Here is a 21419-nt window from a genome sequence, read left to right as displayed (position 1 = left end):
CGGCTTGAATCAAAAATCCCCGGCTCGATGACCGGGGATTTTTGTTTGCGCATTATCCGAGCTATCAGCTCAAACGTCCCGCCGCATGCGCCAGCATGGTGTAGACCTTGCCGGTGTCGGAGGTCAGGTAGGACTGCGTGACGCTGCGGTCACGGTCGGTACGGGCGACGTCCGCAAGCAGCTTTTCGAAATCGGCGATATAGCGATCGACGGCGGTGCGGAATTCCGGCTCGCGGTCGTATTTGCGCTTGATCTCGTCAAAGGTCTGCTGGCCCTTCAGCGTGTAGAGGCGGCGAGTAAAGACATCCCGCTCGCCGCGCTGATAACGCCGCCACAGATCGACAGAAGCATCGTGGTCGATGGCCCGGGCGATATCGACCGAAAGCGAGTTCAGCGATTCGACCACATGCCGCGGATTACGCGCGACCGGTGCTGCCTCCGTCTGCGGGCGTGGTGCAGCCTGGCGGGCCGGCGGCAGGTCGGCAAGGTCGTCGCGCGACGCGCCGCGCAGAAGATCGCTGATCCAGCCGCCGCCAGCCGCCGTTTCCTGGCGGGCCGGAGCCGGCGTCTCGATCGGGCGCGGCTGCGGCGCAACCGGACGCTCGGTGATGGTGCCACGGAGGCCCAAAGCCTCGATCGGCGGCTGCTGTGGCTGAGGCACCGGCTGCTGCGGTATCGACTGCTGCGGCGCCGGTTGCTGTGCTATCGGCTGAACGGGCGCCTGCGGGGCAGGCTGCTGGGGCCGGGGAGTTGCCGCAACCGGAGCCGGCGCTGCCGGGGCAGGTGCCGCCGGACGAGGACGCTGAGCCGGCTGCGCATCGGCCAGCGCACGGGCCGAAGGCTCGGAGATTTCCAACTGCTGCGTCGAGCGGCCGACGATCTGCGAAATGTCCTGCAGTGCCTTGATCTGTTCGGCAACGGCGCGGCGCATGGCGGCAGCGCTTTCCTTGGCCTCTTCCGGCAGGTCGAAGGCGCCGCGCTTCAGTTCGCTGCGGGTCAGGTCGAGTTCCCTGCGGATGTCGCCTGCCGAGCGGCGGATCTCGTCGGTGGCGCCCGAGAAGCGGCCGACGGCATCGTCGACGGCGACGCGCAGTGTCTCGCGCAACTGCTGGGCTGCGCCGTCCGAAGTTTTGCTGGCTTCTGTCAGCATATGCTCGATGTCGGCGATCGAAGCGGAGAGACCGCCGCGGAGACGGTTCGTCAGCTCGCCCGAGCGACGCTCGGCGTTGGCGAAGGTACCGTCTATCGTCTGGTTGGCTTCTTCGCCCGCCTTCTGAAGCGCGCTGCGCATGCTTTCCGCAGCCTGTTCGGCGCGGGTTTCCGCGTCGGAGAGCACACGGCCGATATCGGCGAAGGAGGATTGAACGCCCTGGCGCAGATTGCCGGTGACCTGGTTGGAGCGCTGTTCGGCGCGGTCGAAGGCGCTTTCCACCATGCTGCCGAGGGCGCGCATGGTGTTTTCGATCTCCTCTGAGCGCTGCACCAGGCCAATGGACAGGTTCTGCAACGCCGTTTCGCGTTCTTCCAGCGTCGAGACGAGGTTCGACTGTGCAGCACCCAAGAGCTGGGAGGCCTGCGACAGAACCTTGGAATGCTCGTCGAAGCGGCCGATGATGCCGCCGACCTGCGACAGCGTCTTGCCGGAAACATCCGAGAGCTTGTCGACCTTGCCTTCGAGAAGCCGCGTCGAGGCAGACACCATTTCGCCCGCCTTCGATGCGGAGTCGGCGAACCGGGCCGATGTCGCGTTGAGGCGGCCGTCGATGGTGGCGAATTCCTCGGCGGCACTCGTCAGCATGCCGGCGATCGCGGAGTTGTTCTCCGCCAGTCGCTCGATGATGCCGTTGACGCTGGCAAGAAGGTTGTTCTCCAGCGCGCTGACTGCGTTGGCGGCATGTTCGGTGCGAGCCGAGATTGCTGCCAGCGTATCATTGGTACGCGAGGCGATCGCGTTGATCAGAGCGGCGTTTTCGGCGCGCAAACGATCGCTGCTTTCCTGAGCGGCGGCCGAGATGAGCGCTGCGGCTTCCTGGCCGGTCGCAGCGTAGCGGTCGACGATCGGGCGGGCCTTCTCATCGATCAGGCGCGACAACTCGCTGGAGCGGCCGGCGAGCATGGAGTTCAGCTCACGCGTGCGCTCGTCCAGCGAAGAACGGATCGACGTGCCGCGGGCTTCCAGAGCCTTGTCGACATCGGCAAGCGTCGAGTTGATCTCGCGAGCACGATCTTCAAGGCTGGTGCGGATCGCATTGCTGCGCTCGTCGAGCGAGCGCTCGACCTGCGCCATGGTGGAGGCGATCTGTTCGCTGCCACCGGCGAGCGTGTTGCGGATGGCGGCGCCGCGTGCTTCCAGCGACTGCTCTGCGGACGACAGCGCCTGCGAAATGGCGTTGACCTGGTTGCCGACGAGGCCCTCAGCCTCTGCAACCTTGTTGACGATCGCGTTGCCGGCTTCTGAGAATGTCTGAGCGACTGCAGCCGCCTGGCTCGCCAGACGGTTATGCGTTTCGGAGACGCGCGTGACGATCTCTTCGGAACGCTCGTTCATGGAGCGGGTAAAGGCATCGCTGCGGTTGCCGAGATCGTCGGCGAATTGCTGGCCGGTGCGGGCAAGCAGGTCGGCCGTGCGCGTCGCCTCGCTGTCCATGCCCTGAGCGGCATCGGCAACGGCAGTGCGCAACGTCGTGGCGAGGTTCGTGGCCTTGCCTTCGATGGTGCGGTTGACGGCTTCGAGGCCGACATTCAGAGCGCGGTCCATGGTCGATAGGCGCTCTTCGATGTGGGCGCTGCCGCTTTCGAGCGCCTGGCTCAGATTGGCCGTGCGGCTATCGATCGCTTCCGCCATGGTTGCCAGGCGATTGTCGAGCGCGGCTGCAATGCGGGCCGCAGCGTCGCCGCCGCTACGGTCGATCTGCGTGACGCCGCTCGAAAGCGTGTCGGACAGTCGGTTACCGGCAGCATCGACCTGCGCTGCAACGCCGCCGACGCCATCATGGATACGGTTTTCGAGGGCGGACAGGCTGGCTTCAACGCGCGAACCGGTCTCGGCGAAGCGGCTGGTCATGCCGTCGATGGACTGGTTGAGGTTGGAAGAGAATGTCTCGGCCGAGCGCGTGATGTCGCCGGCTGCCTGCTGAATGCGACCGGCAATATCGCCCGCGCCGCCATGCAGCCGGTCCTCGAGCGCTCTTGCACTGGCGTCGATGGTCTGGCGCAGCGAAGCTTCGCGATCTTCCAGCGACATTTCCAGCATGCTGGCGCTGGTGGCGATCGAGGTGCCGATCGCGGTTGCCTGTTCAGTCAGCGTATTGTCGAGCTGCGCATGGGCATCACGCAGCGTCAGGCTGATGGCGTTGCTGCGGTCCTCGAGGGTGTTGCGCATCCGCTCATAGGCGGAGGCAAGGTTTTCGTCCATCTGCGACAGGCCGATGCCCAGCGTGTTTTCGAGCTGGCGCGTCGTGGTGTTGAGCGCGCTTTCGATGCGCTCGGCCGAACCGCCAACGACGGTTTCGAGGCGGTCGCTGCTGCTGCCGAGCAGGCCGGAGAGCGCTTCGGTATGAGCGCTGAGCGAGCGGTCGAGACGATCCTGATTTTCGGTATAAGCGGCGCGGATGGCATCGGCCTTGTCGCCAAAGGCACCGGCGACGCGGGATTCCGCACCGGCGACGCTATCGAGCAGGGCGTTGGAACGGGATTCCAAAGCACTCTCGAAACGGCTCTGATTTTCGGCGAGCGTGATGGCGAATGCCATGCTCTTGTCGTCGAGCGCATCGGTCAGCGCCGCATGGCCGCTGGTAACGGAGTGGGCAATCGCCTCGGCGCTGTTTGCCAGCGTTTCCTCGATGCGAGCCTGATTGTCTGACAACGCGATGGCAAGCGCCAGCGTCTTGTCGTCGAGGCTGCTGACGATCTTGTCGTGCGTGCCAGCGACCGTATCGGAGAGCGCGTCCAATCGGCTGGAAAGGGCATCTTCAAGCCGCGATTGCGTGTCGGAAAGCGAAATGGCCAAGGCCATCGCCTTTTCGTCCAGCGCGTCGGCAAGGCTGCTGTGGCTGCCCGTGAAGGCGTTGGTGATCGCTTCGGCGCGATTGGACAGCGTTTCCTCGAGGCGCGACTGGCCGGTCGTCAATGCTGCCGCCAGAGCCTTGGTCTTGCCGTCCAGCGTATCTGCGACGCCTTCGGCGTGGCCAGAAAGAGTATCTTCCAGGCGGGCCTGGCTCTCGGAGAGCGCAACGGCAAGCGCCATCGTCTTGTCGTCGAGCGTGTCGGCGAGTTTGCTATGCGTATCGGCAATCGCGCTCGTCAGGCCTTCGACACGACCAGAGAGCGTTTCTTCGAGACGGGACTGGCTATTGCTGAGTGCCGCGGCCAGTGCTCTCGTCTTGTCATCCAGGGTGCTGGCCAGTGCGTTGTGCGTATCGGCAATCGCGCCGGTGAAGCCCTCGACGCGACCGGACAACGTGTCTTCCAGGCGTGCCTGGCTGTCGGAGAGAGCGATGGCCAGCGCCATCGTCTTGTCGTCGAGCGTGTCGGTGAGCTTGTCGTGCGTCTCCGCCAGCGCGCTGGTCAGGCTTTCGGCCCGGCCCGTGAACGTGTCTTCGATGCGCGACTGGCCATCGGAGAGGGCGATGGCGAGCGCCATCACCTTGTCGTCCAGGGTATCGGCGAGCTTGCTGTGGGTTTCGGCAACGGTGCTGGTAATCGCATCGGCGCGGCTTGCGAGCGTATTTTCAAGACGAAGCTGGTTTTCGGCCAGCGAAATGGCCAGCATCGAGGTGCGCTCGTCGAGGGCTGCGGTCAGATGCTCATGGCTGCCGGTGACGGCATTGATGATACCCTCGGAGCGGTCAGTCAGAGTCTGCTCGAAACGTGACTGGTTGTCCGAGAGCGCGCCAAAGAGGGAGGCGCTGCGCTCGGCCATGACGGCGTCGATGCGCTCGTGCGCCGAACCAAGCGCCTGCGTGATTTCGCCGGTGCGGGCCGAAAGCGTATTGTTGATCTCGCTGGCGCGGCCGAGGAAGGTGTTGGTGAGCTCGCTCGTGCCCTTGTTGAGGGCGGAGGAGATATCCGACGTCGCCGTCTGCAGCGCCTTGGTGAATTCGCCCGAATGTGCCGCAAGCGTATCGTTGAGTTCGTTGGAGCGGCCGGCGAAAGCGGATGTCAGTTCCTCGGTTCCGCTCTTCAACGCGGCGGAGACGTCACGCGTTACGCCTTGGACGGCGGAGGTGAAGGTGCCCGCATGAGAGGAAAGGGCGGAGTTCAGCTCGTTGGTTCCGGAGGCGAGGGCCGAGGTAATTCCGTTCGTTGCGCCCTCGAGAGCGGAGGCGATCTCGAGGGCCTTGGAGCCGATCGCGCTTTCCAGCACTTCCTGGCTGGTGGCGAGCGTCGTTGCCAGCGCAAAGGACTGGTCGGTCAGCGAAGAACCGAGGCGCTCGATGCTGGAATTCAGGATGCCGTCGATGGCATCCGAGCCGCCGCTCAGCGTTTCGTTGATCCGTGTCAGGCTTTCCGACAATTTGCTGTCCAGCGAGCCGGCACGCTTGTCGAAAGCGGAGGTGAACTCCGAGACGCGTTCGTCGAAGGCCGTCGAAATCTGCGCCACGGTCGACTGCATACGCTCTTCGAAGAAGCCGGTGCGCAGGTCGATGTCCATAATAGTGTCGTCGGCAGTCGACTGCAGGCTCTGGCGGAAGCTTGCGCCCTTTTCATCAAGGGCGCTGTTGAGCTTGGAGAGCACATTGTCGAGTGTGCCGGTGATCGAGCGTTCGCTGCCGGTCAGGCTTTCGCTGATTTCACGCGTGCGGGCGACCAGAGTCTCGTTCAATTGACGGGCGCGTTCGTTGAGCGCGGTGTTCAGCTTGTCGGTGTTGGCATCGAGCGTGGAGGCGCGGGTTTCGAACTGGCCCAACAGCTCCTTGCCGCGTTCCGCCAGCGTCGATGACAGCGATTCAAGACGCGTATCGAATTCCTGGCTCAGCGCAAAGCCGGACGCATTGAGATTCTGCAACAGGCTGTCGGTCTTGGCGGCGAGCAGGGTGCCGAGCGTCTCTACGGCGGTATCGGTTTTCTCCATCAGCGTCGCTGCGCGCGTATCGATCATGGAAGCGAAAGCTTCGCCCGAGGTCGACAGGCGCACGGCAATTTCCTCGGTCGCCAGCGACAGATCTTCCTTGATCTGGTCGTGAACACCAACGATCGACGAGCGGATGCGTTCGGCGTGGTTGACGATGGCGTCGCGTTCCGAGCCGAGTTCATGCACGAGGCCGCGCACGCGCAGTTCGTTATCGGCGTAGCTGCGCTCCAGCGCATTGACTTCGGTATGAACCAGCGTCTCAAGCTCAGTGGCGCGTGCGATCGTCCGCTCGATGCCTTCGTTCATGGCCGAGACTTCGCGGCGCACCGCCTGACCGACGGTCATGATGCGTTCGGAAGCAACGGTTTCCGGCTCGGCGAGGCGCAGCGCGACTTCCGCCATCGAGCGGGCCGCATTGCGCATATCCTGGGCCCGCGAAATCATCATGCCGAAAGCATAGAAGAGAAGGACGGGAACGATGATGCCGATGATGCATGCGATGACGCCGGGAAGGGCGGCGAGATCGGCGACCGTGCGGATGTTCAGGAGCTGCGAGCCGTAAAGCAGAAAAGCGAGGCCGATGCCGCCGATGATCCAGAACAGCGAGAAGATCGTCGCGTTACGGACGGCGCGGCTCTGCGAACCGCCATCGAGGGATTTCAGGATGCTGGCCGGGCTGACGCGGTTGGCGTCATTGGCCGGAGCAAAGATCGGGCTCTTCGGCACTTCGGTCGGCCGGGCCGCTGCGGCGCTCCGCGCGGCGGCTGCCTTGCGTGCCGCATCATCCTGGGTCTGTCTTGCAGGCGGATTCGATGGCTCAGACACTCTTGTCTCCGGGGTGTCAGGCGTTGAACCGTTGCGAGGCTCCAAGGTCTCGTCACTGAAATCGATCTGCAAAGCTTCATCCAAAGCCTGAAAGGCCTTGTCTTCGATCGACTCGATGTACTTTTTGTTCGCCATACGGTTACGCCTCGTTACAACTCGATCGGGCCTGCCGTGTCTTCTCCGGAAATCCGCCAACGTCCGGAAAAGACGAACCTGCCTCCCGTTAGGTCACCCGCCTCGACTGACGCCGGAGGTGGATTTCCCATTACATTTCATAGTGGATATCCGCTTTTTCAAACGAATGGTATTAAAACATTACCACTATCCACCCCTTGGGCAAAGGCATGTGCCATGAACCCAATTTGCCAGTACCGTAGTGACACATTCCCCCATGCGTGACAATTAATTCCACGGCTGGAGTCTTGTCCCATTAAGTCATTGTTAACACTTTTCATCTGCGCAACTTGCTGAAAACCTAATAATTTAGCCATGTTTAACGCGCATTAACCATGTCGGCAGATTTAGGCCCCACCTGTGCCAAAATTTAACTGGATCGCCATCGGCTGGCCGCAACCATACGGCAGATCCCAGAGACAGTTATAGATATAAGACGGGAGACTTGGCACATGGCAGCATTGAATATCGCGTTCGAAGCTCCGGACAATTCGCGGGGTGCGGCGCCGTCGCGAGAGCGGGCGATCGATCTGGTTCACCTGGCGAAGCAGACGATGGGCGACAAGGCGCTCGAAGTGGAAGTGCTTCAGATGTTTGCCCGGCAGGCGCGGTCCTGTCTGCAGGAAATCGGCTGCGGCGATCGCAAGCGTGCAGCGGCCGCATCGCATCGGTTGAAGGGCGCGGCAAGTGCCGTCGGTGCGTTCAAGGTGGCCGATGCCGCCAATGCGCTCGAAAGCGATGTCGGTGATGCCGCGCGCATGGCTGCTGTCACGGCCTGCGTCATCGAGGCTGAGAACTTCATTCTGAAGTTGTCGCGTTGAGCTGACGCCGCGCGCGATCACTTGATCTTTGCCATTGCGCCGCCAAACGGTTTCTGCCGTTTCGGCGGCGCAATTGTTGACTGCCCCCGGGAATTGTTGGAAGAAAAATTCCGGATCCTCCCTTCACTCACGAATACCGGAATTCAATCACATGACCAAATTGACCATCGTCGCTTTCGACGGCACCCGTTTTGATCTCGACGCCGACGAGGGCTCCACCGTGATGGAAAATGCCGTACGCAATTCCGTACCAGGCATCGAAGCGGAATGCGGCGGCGCCTGTGCATGCGCCACCTGTCATGTCTATGTCGACGAGGAGTGGGCCGAGAAGGTCGGCGGCCCGGAAGCGATGGAAGAAGACATGTTGGATTTCGCCTTCGATGTCCGCCCGAGTTCGCGTCTCTCCTGTCAGATCAAGCTGACGAAGGCGCTTGACGGCCTCGTCGTGCATGTTCCGGAGCGCCAAGCCTGAGGCCTACCTCCCAGCAGATTTGGGATGCGTCAACAAAAAGAAGCCCCGCTCAGCTTGTCGCAGCGAGCGAGGCAAGGCGGGCGCATCACCAACAGGCAAGGGAGGAAACACCTGCGGCTTCAGGACGCGCCAGGAGAACACTGGACGCACGCGTTACACGTCAACTCGACGGCGCGGCGGGACGAATAACCCGTCAACGCAAGAACTTTGATCGGTCTTTGCGAAAACCCCTCCGGCTTCCGATGATAAGCCGCCGAAGCGGATCACCCCGATATTTGATAGGAAAAACCTATTTCAGATTCTCGTAAAGTTCAAAAATGAGAAGTTGTGAATGATTCACAGGTATAGTGACAGTTTTCACACAGATTGCTGTGGTCAGGACGCAATTTTCGCGAAAAAAGTGTCTTAGCGACCCGTCATTCACCAGTTTGCTGGCTGCGATAGGTCATCAGCCTCTGGATGCGGCTCTGAAAATTGATCGCCTCGATTTTGTCGAATCGGGCCTGATCCTCATCATGCAACTGTGTTTCCTGCGTGGTGACCGCGTTTGCCTTGTCCTGAAGCGTGTCACAATCCTTGGCGGAAGGCAGGGCAAGGATCGACTGTTCCATCCGCCGCGCATGTTCGCGCGCAATCTCCGCGTGCCGGTCCTCGTGGCGGCGGATATCCGCCGAGAGCGTATCCCAAATCATCGACAGTTGCCGGCTCGCATGCCGACGGTCGCGCCAGCGCGGCAGAATGATTTCGGTGTCGACCGTAATCCTGACGTCGGAGATATAGCAGCGGCCGTTCCGCTCTGCGTATGTTGCACTGCCGCCGAAGCGAACCTTGGTTGCGCCGGGATGGCGGCTGCTGGAGCCCATCGTAACCGGCCCGTGCGCATTCAATGACGCATCGAGCGCATCGGCGCTGTCGCCCTTGATATCGAAATAGGAGACGGATTTGCGGGCGACCACCTCCGCGTCGGCGCCGGTGGAAATGCCGCACAGAAGCAATAGGATAAGCGAGACACGGATCTGTCGGCGTGCAAACGGCATTCGTGCTGCTACCAGGTTGAACTTCGACGGAGCTTGCGGCATAGCCACTGCAAGCGCAATATCCGGCGCGAGGTTTTTTCATTTTCAATGGGATGGACGGATCGTGACAGAGCTTCGCAGCCATAGCTGGCATGTCGCGCATGGGCGCAGCCTCGATGTCGGCGAACGGAGCGCCATCATGGCGATCGTCAACGTGACGCCGGATTCTTTTTCCGACGGCGGACACTATGAGGCGGTCGACGCGGCGGTCGCACATGCGCTTGCCTGCGTGGAGGAAGGGGCAGCCATCATTGATATCGGCGGGGAATCGACCAAGCCGGATGTCGAGGCAGTCAGCGCCACCGAGGAGCAAGGGCGCGTTCTGCCGGTCATCGAAGCGCTGCGCGGCAAGACGGATGCGCTGATCTCCATCGATACCTATCGTGCCGATACCGCAAGACTGGCGATCAGTGCCGGCGCGCACATCGTCAACGATGTCTTCGGCCTGCAGCGCGAGCCGGAAATTGCAACGCTGGCGGCGCAGACGGGCGCCGGGCTTTGCATCATGCATACCGGTCGCGAACGGACAAAGCTTCCTGACGTCATCGACGACCAGGTGCTGTTTCTCAGCCGATCGCTCGATATCGCAGCAGCGGCCGGCGTGAACAGGCAGAGTATCGTTCTCGATCCCGGCTTCGGTTTCGCCAAGGATGTCGAGGAAAATCTGGAGCTGATGGCGCGCTTCACGGCACTGCTCCGCTTCGAACTGCCTTTGATGACCGGCACCTCGCGCAAACGATTCGTGGGCGCCGTTACCGGACGGGAAGCGCCGGATCGGGATGTGGGGACCGCTGCGACCAGTGCTATATTGCGTTTGCAAGGTGCGGCAATTTTTCGGGTACACAATGTCGCAATCAACAGGGATGCCCTGGCGGTTGCCGATGCTATCCTCAAGACACGGGCGAAATTAGGCGGCAGGACGCCATGAGCGATATGATCTACACCATCACCCTTCAGAACTGCGCCTTCTTCGCCCGCCATGGCGTGCACGACGAAGAAGAATTTCTTGGCCAGCGTTTTTTCGTCGATGCCGAGCTCGATGTCGATGCCGGTGAGGCATTGGCGCAGGATTCGATCGAGGACACCGTCAATTACGGCATTGCCTTCAGCGTTATCGAAGAGATCGTCACGGGGCGCCGTCGCTATCTGATCGAGGCGCTGGCTCTCGATGTCGCGAAGGAATTGTCCCGGCGCTTTCCGAGCGTGCGGAGGGCGAAGATCACGGTGCGCAAACCCAATGCGCCGGTTCCCGGCGTTCTCGATTATGTGCAGGTGAGCGTTGAGCATTTTGCCTGAAGTCGGACTGACGCGCGCCACTCTCGGTCTTGGCGGCAACCTCGACAATCCCGTTCGAGCCATGGCGCGCGCGTTGCGCATGCTCGATGCGCGGGCGGACTGCCGCGTCGCTGCGGTTTCCCGCCTTTACCGCACGCCTCCCTGGGGAAAAACGGACCAATCCTTCTTCTACAATTCCTGTGCAGCGGTCGATACGACACTGTCGCCGGAGGTGCTGCTCGATGTTTGCCTTGGTATCGAGCGTGACATGAAGCGGGTGCGTATCGAACGCTGGGGGCCGCGGACGATCGATATCGACATCCTGACCTACGGTAATATCGTTCGGGTCGAACCGCTATTGACGATCCCGCATCCGCGCATGACCGAGCGCGGCTTCGTGCTGATGCCGCTTGCGGATTTTGGGGCCGATCTCTTGATCAGCGGACGCAAGGTGGCGGATTGGCTGGGCGAAGCGGATGTGCAGGGAATAGAAGTGGCGGACGAAAACCGCGATTGGTGGAAAACGGCGTAACGCCCGTGCCATCTCATGTGCCAAGGCATATCCAGTCAGCGCTCAAAAAATAAACGCCTCCGACCTGAATTTCAGGCGGAGGCGTCATTTGCTGTTAGTGCATAAGCGTTACTGGATTGACCCAACAGCCATCTGATCGAGATCAGCGGCCCGCTGCAGCGTCACACCGATGACAGGCACCATCTGATCATTGACCTTGACGGAAATCGTTACATTCATTGTCTTGTTGTCCGCGACGCGGGCAATCATGGCACCGTTGAGCTTCTGGCGATTGAGACCAAGGACCACGGTGCCGTCGTTGACCGTGCCCGAGGTAACATCCAGGCCCTTGCCGGCCGCGCCGTCCAGGAATTTGCCGCTATAGCTGCCACCGCTCTGGGTGATTTCCGCCGTCATCGGCTGCTGGAAGACGCCGACGCGGCAGGTTCCGTCGAGCTTGACGCCGGCGCTGTTGCCGCTGAGCGGCTGCCCGGTCAGATTGCAGGTGAATTTCGTGCCTTTGTACTTGCCGGCGACGATCTCGCCTGGGCCTCGCCATGAGCCGGCGACGGACTGAAAGAAGGCCTTGTCACGGGATGCCGCATCGGCGGACTGCACCCAGGCACCTGCAGAGAGAGCCGCGGCGGCAAGGCCGCAAACAAGAAGAAACTGGCGCGAAAACATGGACATTCCCTAACGAAGAGGAACTGGAAACTGGTTTCCACTTTTGCCTCAGAATGGTTAATGCTTGGTTTCTTATGGAGGCAAAAGGCGCTTTCGCAGGCGTTTGCAGCATTCAGCGGCCGGTGATGTTGGGCGCCAGATCTCCGGCGAAATCGCCGATTCCCGGCCGTTTCAACGCCTTGAACGACAGTGGCCGGCAGAGATCCATCGCAGCGATGCCGATGCGCGCCGTCATCATGCCATTGACGACGCCTTCGCCCAGCCGGGCCGAGAGTTTCGAGGCCAAACCGTGGCCGATTAGCTGCTGTACGACGCTGTCACCCACGGCAATGGAGCCGGTAACTGCAAGGTGAGCGAGCACGTCGCGCATCAGCCGGATCATGCCGAGCGTGCCGGGCCTGCCGCCGTAAAGCTCCGCCATGGCGCGCACCAGCTTGGCCGATTCATAGAGCACGTAGAGAATGTCGACCAGCGCACGGGGGCTAACGGCCGTGACGACCGAAACTCGTTTGGAGGCGCCGAGAATCAGTGCGCGGGCGCGTCGATCAAGCGGACCGAGCAGTTCCCGTTCGGCAAGGTCGATCAATTGCGGCGCGTCGATGATATCGTTTTCTGCCGCTTTTAAGGTCGCGCGGCCCTTCGCCGTTTCCGGATTGGCCTCTAAAAGCGTGCAGAGGCGTTGGACGAGTGCCTTTGCGCGCGCGGGGCGCGTCTCAACGATAGCGGCTTCGGCCTCCGCTTTGATCGTCTGCACCGCCGCAAGTCGCATCATGCCGGCGGTCTCGCGAATGACGATGGCGAGGACGGCGAGAATGCCGACGCCGAGCACCGCGAGGGCGGTATAACCCAACCAGTCGGCGCGACTGAAGAGATCGCGAATCAACTGGTCGGTCCACAGACCGAAGGCGAGAGACACGAGAATGCCGAAGGCGCCGGCGGCAATTTTGCCGAAGGAAAAACCGCGGCGGCGCGGCTTGGCTACTGCGATATCAACATCGGAGGCGGTAAGAGCAGGGTTGAGGAAAGGATCTTCCTCATCCGGCGTCAGGACGACTTCCGTATCGAAACTCTGTGGCTTGCGGCGCGGCGGCTCCGCAACTGTTTTAGTAGCCGAATCGTCCTTCGACATTTCCGGCTCGACTGAAAAGGCAGCGGGACGGCGCGAAAGGCCTTTGGGATCGTCTGCGGTCGGCTTCGTCATGCGAGGCGATCTCCGAACAGGAACTGCATGGCGCGGTCGAGGCGGATGTGCGGCACGGAGAGTTTGATGCCGGCGCCGGTCTCGTCCAGTTCCGGCGGGCGGAAGCGGACGACGCTCACCTCGGGCAGATGGACATTTGTCGCACCGGGTTCAAACGCATCGAACAGCCATTGCGGATTTTCCGGAAGGTCACCCGGGAAGACCGCCGTTTTGCGACTGCCGTCGAAGGTCTCGCCGCCGATCGCCTCGCGATCCATCGGCGTGCCGACGATAACAGGAAGCGTTTGACCGTCGCGTTTGACCGTCGCTTCGCGCGTGGCGCGGACAGACGCGATTGCCATGACCTCGATGCCGGCCCCGGCCATGCCGATCCGTTCGATGGCGCGTTCCACCAGGCGGCGTGTCAGCGCCTCCAGCCGATCGTGACTTTCGTGATGAAGATGATCGGCCTTGGTAGCGGCAACCAGAACGCGGTCGATGCGGCGGCCAAGCAGGGAGGAGAAGAAGGAATTGGCGCCGGGGCGGAAGCAGGCAAGCACATCCGTCAGCGCGCGTTCCAGATCCTGAACCGCTTCCGGGCCACGATTGATGGCCTGCAATGCGTCGACAAGAACGATCTGCCGGTCGAGGCGGGCGAAGTGCTCGCGGAAGAAGGGTTTCACTACGACGGACTTATAGGCCTCGTAGCGGCGCTCCATCATTGCCCAGAGCGACCCCTTCTGCGCTTTGCCTTCGGGCGGAGGCACCAGCGGCGCGAAGGTCAGGGCCGGCGAACCGTCGAGGTCACCCGGCAACAGGAAACGGCCGGGCGGCAACGTCGACAACGAACGTTCGTCGGATTTGCAGGCTTTGAGATAGGCAGAGAAAGCGGTGGCGAGTTCGCGCGCAATCATCTCGTCAGCGGAAGCTGAAGCATCGGTCGACTGCGTCATCGCCAGCCAGGCACGCGACAGCTCCGCCCGAATGCCGGTTTTCGCGAGCGTCAGCGTCTCCTCGCTGAAGGCGCGGAAATCCTTGCCGAGCAATGGCAGGTCGAGCAGCCACTCGCCGGGATAGTCGACGATGTCGATGGAAAGGCGGCCGGGCGAAAATAGTCGGTTCCAGCCGCTGGCGCTCTGATAATCCAGCGTGATCCGCAGTTCCGAGATGGCGCGCGTCGAATCCGGCCAGATGCGTTCCTTCACCAGTGCGCGGATGTGATCCTCATATTGAAAGCGCGGGACTGCATCGTCCGGCTGCGGCTCAAGGCGAACGGCGGAGACCCGGCCGGATTGCACCGCCTCGAACAGCGGCAGGCGACCGCCGTTCAGCAGATTGTGCACCAGGGAGGAAATGAAAACGGTCTTGCCGGAACGGGAAAGGCCGGTGACGCCGAGTCTTATTGTCGGATTGACGAGGCCAGTCGTGCGGTCGACGAGATTGTCGAATGCGATCAGGGCGTCGTCTGTGAAGGAGGTCAGGCTTGGCGGCAAGGCGGGATCCCAGAATGACAGCGTGATCGTCAATATAGGAAGCAATAGGAGGCCCGAAAAGAGACCGCGCTTTGCGGATCAGGGCCGCAAAATCATTGCTCCACCTGATATTTTTCTGCCGAACCTATTTTTTGACGAAATCCGTGAGGACCCAGCCCGACGGCGTCGAGTCGACAACGGCGAGTCCGGCGGTCGGAAAGCCTTTGGGAATCGCGGAGACCAAGGCGTGATGGCCAATCAGTGCTTCCAGCGTACTTTCAATGATCGGGTTATGGCCGACCAACATGACGGAGTCCTCGGTCACCTGCGATGAGATGATTTCGAGATAGATGTCTGTTGTGGCGTCATATAGCGCGTCGACGTAACGGAACTTGGTAGAGGGGCTCATGGCGTGGCGAATAGCGTCGGCGGTTTGGCGGCATCGCAAAGCTGTCGAGGAGATGACGAGTTCCGGCTTGTAGCCTTTGTCGACGGCTTTTTTGGCGACAATTTCAGCGGCGGCATAGCCATCACTGCTAAGCGCGCGGTCGAAATCCTTCTGACCAGGTGTTGGCCGCAGAGCCTTGGCATGACGCAACAGGTAAATCCGGGACGGTGGAGGCGTGATGCGGGTCATAGCGGAATTCCCGTGCTCGATTTGCCTTTGACGTACCGCCTGATCCTATATGCCGTCAACTGCGGGGCGAACGGCAATACGGAGGGGTTGGCGGTCATTCACGCGAAGGTTATGGTTCTATCACATTTACGTCATCGCGAATATATAATGGAAAAATAAACCTTTAGCCAACTTTTATGACAAATTTAAAAATCCGTTTACCACGTCTATTTGGCTTGAATCGTTACTACCGGTTGGGCTATACAGCGCGCCATATGAGATGTTCTTCAGGAGAATCGCGTTGAGTGAGAAGATCGATCTTAGCAATTATGTGCCCTCGGAAGACGAGGAGTTCATGAATCTGAATCAGCGAGCTTATTTTCGAGCGAAGTTAGTCGCCTGGAAAAATGATATCCTAAGAGAAGCGCGCGAAACCCTCGACCATTTGGCCGAAGAAAGCGCAAACCATCCCGATCTTGCTGACCGGGCTTCTTCCGAAACTGACAGAGCCATCGAACTTCGGGCTCGCGACCGTCAGCGTAAGCTTATCTCAAAAATCGACGCCGCGTTGCAGCGTATCGAAGACGGGACCTACGGTTACTGCGAGGAAACCGGCGAACCGATCGGTCTCAAGCGTCTGGACGCCCGCCCGATCGCGACCCTGTCGATCGAAGCACAGGAACGTCACGAGCGCCGCGAGAAGGTTTATCGCGACGAATAGGTTTCAGACCACTCCGATTGGAACGCAAAATTAAGGCACGGCAGAGATATCCGCCGTGCCTTTTTCATGCCACCAGAACGCCCGTCGGCGCCTCACTTGTMGCGGTTGACGCTCATTTCGCCGAAAATACGTGCGACCTCTTTCTGAAGCGCACTATCCGCGCCGGTCATCGGCGGGAGTTCCGGATCGCGGCGCTGCGCCGGGGCGGCGACTGGCTGCTGTATCTGCCGTTGTGGCGGCACATTCGGTATGATCCGTTCCGCCGTGAGATTATTAGACATTTCCGCTTCCAAAATGCTCTGGAAATCGGCGCCGGGTTCGCGCACCGGCGGCGGTGCCACCACTGGCGCCGCCGAAGCAACGGTAGGAGCCATCGGCTGGAGGACGGGCTGCGGCGCGGCTGCAGCGACACGCGCCGGCTGCTGCTGTGGCAATACGTGCTGACGAGCTGCATCGAGAATATTGGCTACTTCCGCTTCGCCAAGCATCGCCGCCGACTGTGGCATGTGCTGCTGCGGTGTTACGGGAGGTTGCGGGCGTTCGATTGCCGGTGCGGCACGAAGAGGAGCCGGTTCTACGGCAGGGCTGGGTTCCGGCGGCATATAGGCTTCGACTGAAGCTCTCTGTGGGATCGGCTGTTCCGAAGCTGCCGCCGGTGCATGATCGAGGCGCGGCGCTTCCTGCGCCGGTTCCAGCCGGCGTTCGTAGGCCAGCGGCGTTCCGACCGGGGTCGGTGCCGGCATGCCCGCCTTGGCGGCATCGGAAATCCCTGACTCGATGACGATATCGGTCGGGCCGCCGATCATGATAAGGTGCTCGATGCCATCGCGGCGTACCAGCACGAGGCGGCGGCGGGCGTCGACGGCGGCGGCGTCAAGCACCTGCAGGCGAGGCTGGCGGTTCTTGCCGCCGCGCACGAAAGGCGAGGGAGCGCGGTTTCGGAAGATCCAGAGGATGCAGATCAATAGGAGAAGGGCAATGCCGACCCCACCGGCTGCGAGGAAGAAGCGACTGCCATAGGCCCCGGCGATTTCGTCCCACATTTCGAGATACTCCGTAATTATCCCCGATGTCGCAGCCTTGCCGCAAAAACGACCGGCCCAACGTCTTCACCTTTGTATCGATATGAGGCGATCATATGGACAGGTCCGCTCTGGAAACAAGATAGATCGTTCTTTGTCCAGCGCTCTTCCTTGTGAATACAGGCCTTTCTAGCCCCGCAAAGCTTTTTGCTGATGCCGCAAATTGCTAAAGAAGATTCGAAAGGTCCGAATCCGCGATCCGTCAAGTGCCTGACGGGAGAAGGAAGAGGGCGGAGACGAGGGGTTTATGACGAAGCAGCGTCAGTCCGACGAGTATAGCGTGCCGCTGGTGGATCGCGGGGTTCGTTCGGGCACCGTGCTGCGCATCATTCTGCTCGCCCTAGTGCTGGTGGCCGCCGCCGCCGCTTTTGTTATCTTCAAGGACCAGCTCGACAACGAAACCGTGCTTGGCGGGCTCGGCATTCTCGCCATGGTCGGCATTTTCTTTCTCGTCTCGTCGATTATCGGCTTCGTCGAGGTCATGCCGCAGACGCAGTCCGACAGCCTAGCGCGTTCATTCCTGAACAGCCATCCGGATGGCACGCTGATCACCGACGAAAAGGGCCGCATCATCTATGCCAACGGCGCTTATGGTCAGTTGACTGGCGCGGCCAAGGCGACCGAGGTGCAGTCGCTGGAAACGCTGCTGTCGCGTAATCGCGAATCCAATGAAGCGCTCTATCGTCTTGCCAATGGGTTGCGCGAGGGCAAGGAGGGTTCGGAAGAGTTCCGGCTCCTGAAGCCGCTCGGCCCCGGGGAAGGCAATGGTAACGGCGCGCATTGGTATCGCTTGAAAGCGCGTGTGCTGCCGCCGGAGCAGGGGCGCGGCAAGGCGCTGCATATCTGGCAGATCACCGACATCACGTCTGAGCGGGACGATCAGGAACGCTTCTTCAAGGAACTGCAGAACGCCATCGACTATCTCGATCACGCGCCGGCAGGCTTCTTTTCGGCCGGCCGCAAGGGCGAGATTTTCTATCTGAACGCGACGCTTGCCGAATGGCTGGGCTTCGATCTGACCAAATTCACGCCGGGTTCGATGACCATCGGCGATCTCGTGGCCGGCGAGGGCCTGACGCTGATCCAGTCCGTCCAGGCCGAACCCGGCCTCAAAAAGACGGTGACGCTCGATCTCGACCTGCGCCGCGCCAACGGCCAGAGCCTACCGGTGCAGATCGTTCACAGTGTCACGTCGATGCGCGACGGCGCCCCGGGTGAAAGCCGCACCATCGTGCTGACCCGGCAGAACGGCGGCGATAACGATCAATCCGCCTCCGTCGCGGCGATGCGCTTCAGCCGCTTCTTTAACAACACGCCGATGGCGATTGCCTCCGTGGATGGCGCGGGTCACATTCTGCGCACCAACGCACCTTTCCTGAAGCTCTTCTCCGATCTCGTTTCGCGCGACGATATCGAGCGTGGCGCCGCCCTCGAGAACATCGTCTATGAAGCTGACCGGCCGCGGCTGGAGCAGGCGCTTGCCGCCGCCAAGGACCGGCAGGGCGATATCCCGCCGATCGATTCGCGTAATCCGAAAGACGACACGCGGCATTTCCGCTTCTATATCAATGCCGTCATCGATCAGACCGACGAAGCGCCTGAAGAAGCGGCCATCGTTTATGCCGTCGAAGTGACCGAGCAGAAGGCGCTGGAAACGCAGATGGCGCAGACGCAGAAGCTGAATGCGGTCGGTACACTCGCCGGCGGCATCGCGCATGATTTCAACAATGTGCTGACGGCGATCCTGTTGTCATCGGACCATCTGCTGCTGCAGGCAAGGCCATCGGACGCGAGCTTCGCCGATCTCATGGAGATCAAGCGCAACGCCAACCGTGCGGCCGTACTGGTACGGCAGTTGCTGGCCTTCTCGCGCAAGCAGACGATGCGGCCGACGATCCTCAATCTGACGGATGTGATCGGCGATCTGCGCATGCTGGTGGACCGGCTGCTGTCTGGCACGCATGTCAAGCTGGATGTCGACTATGGCCGCGATCTCTGGCCGGTGAAGACCGACCTGTCACAGTTCGAGCAGGTGCTGATCAACCTCTGCGTCAATGCGCGCGACGCCATGCCGGGCGGCGGCACGCTGACGCTGCGCACCCGCAATTTGTCGGCAACGGAAGTGGCCGGCTTCAACTACGCCTATCTGCCGCATGAGGAAATGGTGTTGGTTGAGGTCAGCGACACCGGTACGGGCATTGCGCCCGATATCATGGACAAGATCTTCGAGCCATTCTTCACAACAAAGGAAGTGGGCAAAGGCACCGGACTTGGCCTTGCCATGGTCTACGGTATCATCAAGCAATCGGGCGGCTACATCCATCCGGAATCCGAAGTCGGCAAGGGTACGACCTTCCGCATCTTCCTGCCGCGCCACATCGTCGAAATCCCGACGGTGATCGAAGGTCAGGTGTCGGAGAGCCGCGACGTCTCGGCGATGGATCAAAGTGTCGCCGCCGTCGTCCCGCCGCCGGAAGAACCTGCCGATCTCACCGGCAAGTCGGCCGTCGTTCTGCTCGTCGAAGACGAGGAGGCGGTGCGTCGGGGTGGCAAGCGCATGCTCGAGACACGCGGCTATACCGTCTATGAGGCGGGGTCCGGCGTCGAAGCGCTCGACATCATGGATGAACTCGACGGCCAGGTGGATGTCGTCGTGTCCGACGTCGTCATGCCGGAGATGGACGGGCCGTCGCTGTTGCGCGAATTGCGTAAGAAATATCCCGACATGAAGTTCATCTTCGTGTCCGGCTATGCCGAAGATGCCTTTGCTCGCAATCTGCCGGCCGACGCCAAGTTCGGTTTCCTGCCGAAGCCATTCTCGCTGAAGCAGCTTGCCGTTGTCGTCAGGGAGACGTTGGATCGCTAGGTGAGGGAAGCTGTAGAAAGCGCTGTTTCGATGCGCTTTATCGTCTTGCTAACTAAGGCGCGCGCAAGATTTGAACGCTGGGGGGGGGGGGCACAAGTCAGATGTTTCCCATTGCCATCTTTGCTCGATCCATGGCATCAAACCGACATGACCGATCTCGCGAACACCGGCCTCCGGATGTGGTGGCGCTCCTTCTAGGAGCGGCAGTCGTCATTTCTTGAAATCGACCCTTGCCGCCGTGATCCGGCAGGCATGGTCATTTCCCGGCACTCTCCCCGATCGCGGCGGCTCCTCTGTGGAGCAACCAAATGTCTTTACCTATCGACAATCGCCCGGTCATTCTCACGGGCGACCGGACCACGGGTCCTCTCCATCTCGGTCACTATGTCGGTTCTCTCAGGAACCGCGTGGCCCTCCAGCACACTCACCAGCAATTCCTGCTTCTGGCGGATATGCAGGCTCTGACCGACAACGCGCATGATCCGGAGAAGATTCGCCGTAACGTGCTGGAGGTTGTCTACGACTATCTTGCCGTCGGGATCGACCCGACCGAGACGACGTTTTGCCTGCAATCCGCGTTGCCGGCGTTGGCCGATCTGACGGTGCTCTATCTTAACTTCGTCGCCGTCGGGCGGCTGGAGCGCAACCCCACAATCAAGACAGAGATCCAGCTCCGCGGTTTTGAACGCGATATTCCGGCGGGGTTTCTTTGCTATCCCGTCGCTCAAGCGGCTGACATCACCGCCTTCAAGGCGACGATCGTCCCGGTAGGCGAAGATCAAGCCCCGTTGATCGAGCAAACCAACGAAATCGTGCGTCGCCTCAACCGGCAGGTTGGCCACGAAGTTCTTCTGGAAGCCGAGGCGATGATCCCGATCGTCGGTCGTCTGCCAGGCATCGATGGCAAAGCCAAAATGAGCAAGTCGCAAGGCAACGCTATCCCGCTATCCGCGTCGCCGGACGATATTCGGCAAGCCGTGCGACAGATGTACACCGATCCCGCCCATCTGCGCGCTGCTGATCCGGGAAAGGTCGAGGGCAATGTCGTCTTCACCTATCTCGATGCCTTTGCCGAGGATAGGGATTTCGCCGAGGAGCTGAAGGAGCATTATCGAAAGGGCGGCCTTGGCGACATGGTCGTGAAACGACGGCTTGAAGATATTCTGCAAGCTCTGCTCGCCCCGATCCGTGAGCGCCGTGCTCGCTATGCCGCTGATCCTGGCTACGCCCTGGGTGTGCTGCGACAGGGTACGCTCAGGGCAAGGGAGCGGACGGAAGCAACCCTTACGGAACTGCGCGCCGCTCTAGGTCTGTTCTCCTTGACCTAGGGTCGAGACGCAATCAGATCCACCAAATGATGATTGCGGCGATATAGCATGTTGCGGCGAAGTTTGTGGCGAGCTTGTCGTAGCGCGTAGCGACCCTGCGCCAGTCCTTGAGACGGCAGAACATGCGTTCGATGATGTTTCTGCGTTTATAGGCCTGGGGATCGAACGGCTGGATTCGTTTACGGGTCGGGTTGTTGGGAATGACGGGACAGGTTCCTCGCTGGATGAGGAAAAGCCGTAGGG

General features: G+C 61.0%; 16 protein-coding genes. 8 read left to right on the top strand and 8 right to left on the bottom strand.

Going from position 1 to position 21419, the window contains the following annotated elements; genetic code table 11:
* Positions 1-64 precede the first annotated feature (64 nt).
* Entirely contained in the window at positions 65-7033 is a 6969-nt protein-coding gene (locus QD357_RS02695; protein ID WP_107108230.1) for a hypothetical protein, read from the bottom strand.
* Between the two features lie 491 nt (positions 7034-7524).
* Here QD357_RS02695 and QD357_RS02690 point away from each other — a divergent pair, with 491 nt between their 5' ends.
* Together QD357_RS02690 and QD357_RS02685 are read left to right on the top strand one after the other, a co-directional pair.
* A complete protein-coding gene (locus QD357_RS02690) occupies positions 7525-7893 on the top strand; it encodes an Hpt domain-containing protein (protein ID WP_107108229.1) in 369 nt (122 codons plus the stop codon).
* Between the two features lie 151 nt (positions 7894-8044).
* Positions 8045-8365 (top strand): 2Fe-2S iron-sulfur cluster-binding protein, encoded by a 321-nt coding sequence (locus tag QD357_RS02685; RefSeq protein WP_107108228.1) that lies wholly within the window; start codon positions 8045-8047, stop codon positions 8363-8365.
* A gap of 416 nt (positions 8366-8781) precedes the next feature.
* Here the strand turns inward: QD357_RS02685 and QD357_RS02680 are convergent, their stop codons facing one another.
* Positions 8782-9402 (bottom strand): DUF922 domain-containing Zn-dependent protease, encoded by a 621-nt coding sequence (locus tag QD357_RS02680; protein WP_107108532.1) that lies wholly within the window; start codon positions 9400-9402, stop codon positions 8782-8784.
* 178 nt (positions 9403-9580) lie between these two features.
* Between QD357_RS02680 and folP the strand changes: the two genes are divergently transcribed.
* From folP to folK, 3 genes are read left to right on the top strand one after another with little or no spacing between them, the layout of a single operon-like run.
* The gene (gene folP / locus QD357_RS02675) at positions 9581-10369 is read left to right on the top strand and encodes a dihydropteroate synthase (RefSeq protein ID WP_210318819.1); all 789 of its coding nucleotides are present in this window, start codon (positions 9581-9583) and stop codon (positions 10367-10369) included.
* A 5-nt stretch (positions 10370-10374) separates the two neighbouring features.
* Positions 10375-10737, top strand: a complete 363-nt coding sequence (gene folB, locus QD357_RS02670; RefSeq protein ID WP_107108531.1) for a dihydroneopterin aldolase — start codon at positions 10375-10377, stop codon at positions 10735-10737.
* Complete coding sequence (gene folK / locus QD357_RS02665) at positions 10730-11248, top strand: 2-amino-4-hydroxy-6-hydroxymethyldihydropteridine diphosphokinase (protein ID WP_107108226.1); 519 nt, start codon at positions 10730-10732, stop codon at positions 11246-11248. Before folB ends, folK begins: the two co-directional genes overlap by 8 nt.
* A gap of 108 nt (positions 11249-11356) precedes the next feature.
* Here the strand turns inward: folK and QD357_RS02660 are convergent, their stop codons facing one another.
* The 4 genes from QD357_RS02660 to QD357_RS02645 all read right to left on the bottom strand — a co-directional run bounded on the left by QD357_RS02660 (position 11357) and on the right by QD357_RS02645 (position 15200).
* Positions 11357-11911: a hypothetical protein gene (locus QD357_RS02660; RefSeq protein ID WP_107108530.1), complete on the bottom strand. Its 555-nt coding sequence runs from the start codon at positions 11909-11911 to the stop codon at positions 11357-11359.
* A 112-nt stretch (positions 11912-12023) separates the two neighbouring features.
* Positions 12024-13112, bottom strand: coding sequence for a YcjF family protein (locus tag QD357_RS02655; protein ID WP_107108225.1), 1089 nt, complete (start codon positions 13110-13112; stop codon positions 12024-12026).
* Positions 13109-14584 (bottom strand): YcjX family protein, encoded by a 1476-nt coding sequence (locus QD357_RS02650; RefSeq protein ID WP_107108529.1) that lies wholly within the window; start codon positions 14582-14584, stop codon positions 13109-13111. Before QD357_RS02650 ends, QD357_RS02655 begins: the two co-directional genes overlap by 4 nt.
* Positions 14585-14708: 124 nt before the next feature.
* Positions 14709-15200: a SixA phosphatase family protein gene (locus tag QD357_RS02645; protein ID WP_107108224.1), complete on the bottom strand. Its 492-nt coding sequence runs from the start codon at positions 15198-15200 to the stop codon at positions 14709-14711.
* Between the two features lie 280 nt (positions 15201-15480).
* Here QD357_RS02645 and dksA point away from each other — a divergent pair, with 280 nt between their 5' ends.
* A complete protein-coding gene (gene dksA, locus QD357_RS02640) occupies positions 15481-15900 on the top strand; it encodes an RNA polymerase-binding protein DksA (protein ID WP_015340076.1) in 420 nt (139 codons plus the stop codon).
* Positions 15901-15992: 92 nt separating this feature from the next.
* Here dksA and QD357_RS02635 read toward each other — a convergent pair whose 3' ends face one another.
* Complete coding sequence (locus tag QD357_RS02635; protein WP_414124015.1) at positions 15993-16943, bottom strand: flagellar biosynthetic protein FliO; 951 nt, start codon at positions 16941-16943, stop codon at positions 15993-15995.
* Positions 16944-17229: 286 nt separating this feature from the next.
* Here QD357_RS02635 and cckA point away from each other — a divergent pair, with 286 nt between their 5' ends.
* Together cckA and trpS are read left to right on the top strand one after the other, a co-directional pair.
* Positions 17230-19848, top strand: a complete 2619-nt coding sequence (cckA, locus tag QD357_RS02630) for a cell cycle histidine kinase CckA (protein WP_107108222.1) — start codon at positions 17230-17232, stop codon at positions 19846-19848.
* A gap of 308 nt (positions 19849-20156) precedes the next feature.
* The gene (trpS, locus tag QD357_RS02625) at positions 20157-21176 is read left to right on the top strand and encodes a tryptophan--tRNA ligase (protein WP_107108221.1); all 1020 of its coding nucleotides are present in this window, start codon (positions 20157-20159) and stop codon (positions 21174-21176) included.
* A 13-nt stretch (positions 21177-21189) separates the two neighbouring features.
* Here the strand turns inward: trpS and QD357_RS02620 are convergent.
* On the bottom strand, positions 21190-21419 hold a 230-nt coding region (locus QD357_RS02620), incomplete at its 5' end, for a transposase (protein ID WP_414124014.1).

Source organism: Rhizobium sp. BR 317 (genome assembly GCF_047445835.1).
Lineage (GTDB): Bacteria > Pseudomonadota > Alphaproteobacteria > Rhizobiales > Rhizobiaceae > Rhizobium > Rhizobium paranaense.
Note: the sequence above shows the minus strand (reverse complement) of the source record. Positions and strands in the feature narration are given on the sequence as shown.

Coding starts and splice junctions, on each gene's coding strand:
- QD357_RS02695 (WP_107108230.1), bottom strand. CDS start 7,033: ATGGCGAACAAAAAGTACATCGAGTCGATCGAAGACAAGGCCTTTCAG.
- QD357_RS02690 (WP_107108229.1), top strand. CDS start 7,525: ATGGCAGCATTGAATATCGCGTTCGAAGCTCCGGACAATTCGCGGGGT.
- QD357_RS02685 (WP_107108228.1), top strand. CDS start 8,045: ATGACCAAATTGACCATCGTCGCTTTCGACGGCACCCGTTTTGATCTC.
- QD357_RS02680 (WP_107108532.1), bottom strand. CDS start 9,402: ATGCCGTTTGCACGCCGACAGATCCGTGTCTCGCTTATCCTATTGCTT.
- folP (WP_210318819.1), top strand. CDS start 9,581: ATGGCGATCGTCAACGTGACGCCGGATTCTTTTTCCGACGGCGGACAC.
- folB (WP_107108531.1), top strand. CDS start 10,375: ATGATCTACACCATCACCCTTCAGAACTGCGCCTTCTTCGCCCGCCAT.
- QD357_RS02660 (WP_107108530.1), bottom strand. CDS start 11,911: ATGTTTTCGCGCCAGTTTCTTCTTGTTTGCGGCCTTGCCGCCGCGGCT.
- QD357_RS02655 (WP_107108225.1), bottom strand. CDS start 13,112: ATGACGAAGCCGACCGCAGACGATCCCAAAGGCCTTTCGCGCCGTCCC.
- QD357_RS02645 (WP_107108224.1), bottom strand. CDS start 15,200: ATGACCCGCATCACGCCTCCACCGTCCCGGATTTACCTGTTGCGTCAT.
- cckA (WP_107108222.1), top strand. CDS start 17,230: ATGACGAAGCAGCGTCAGTCCGACGAGTATAGCGTGCCGCTGGTGGAT.
- trpS (WP_107108221.1), top strand. CDS start 20,157: ATGTCTTTACCTATCGACAATCGCCCGGTCATTCTCACGGGCGACCGG.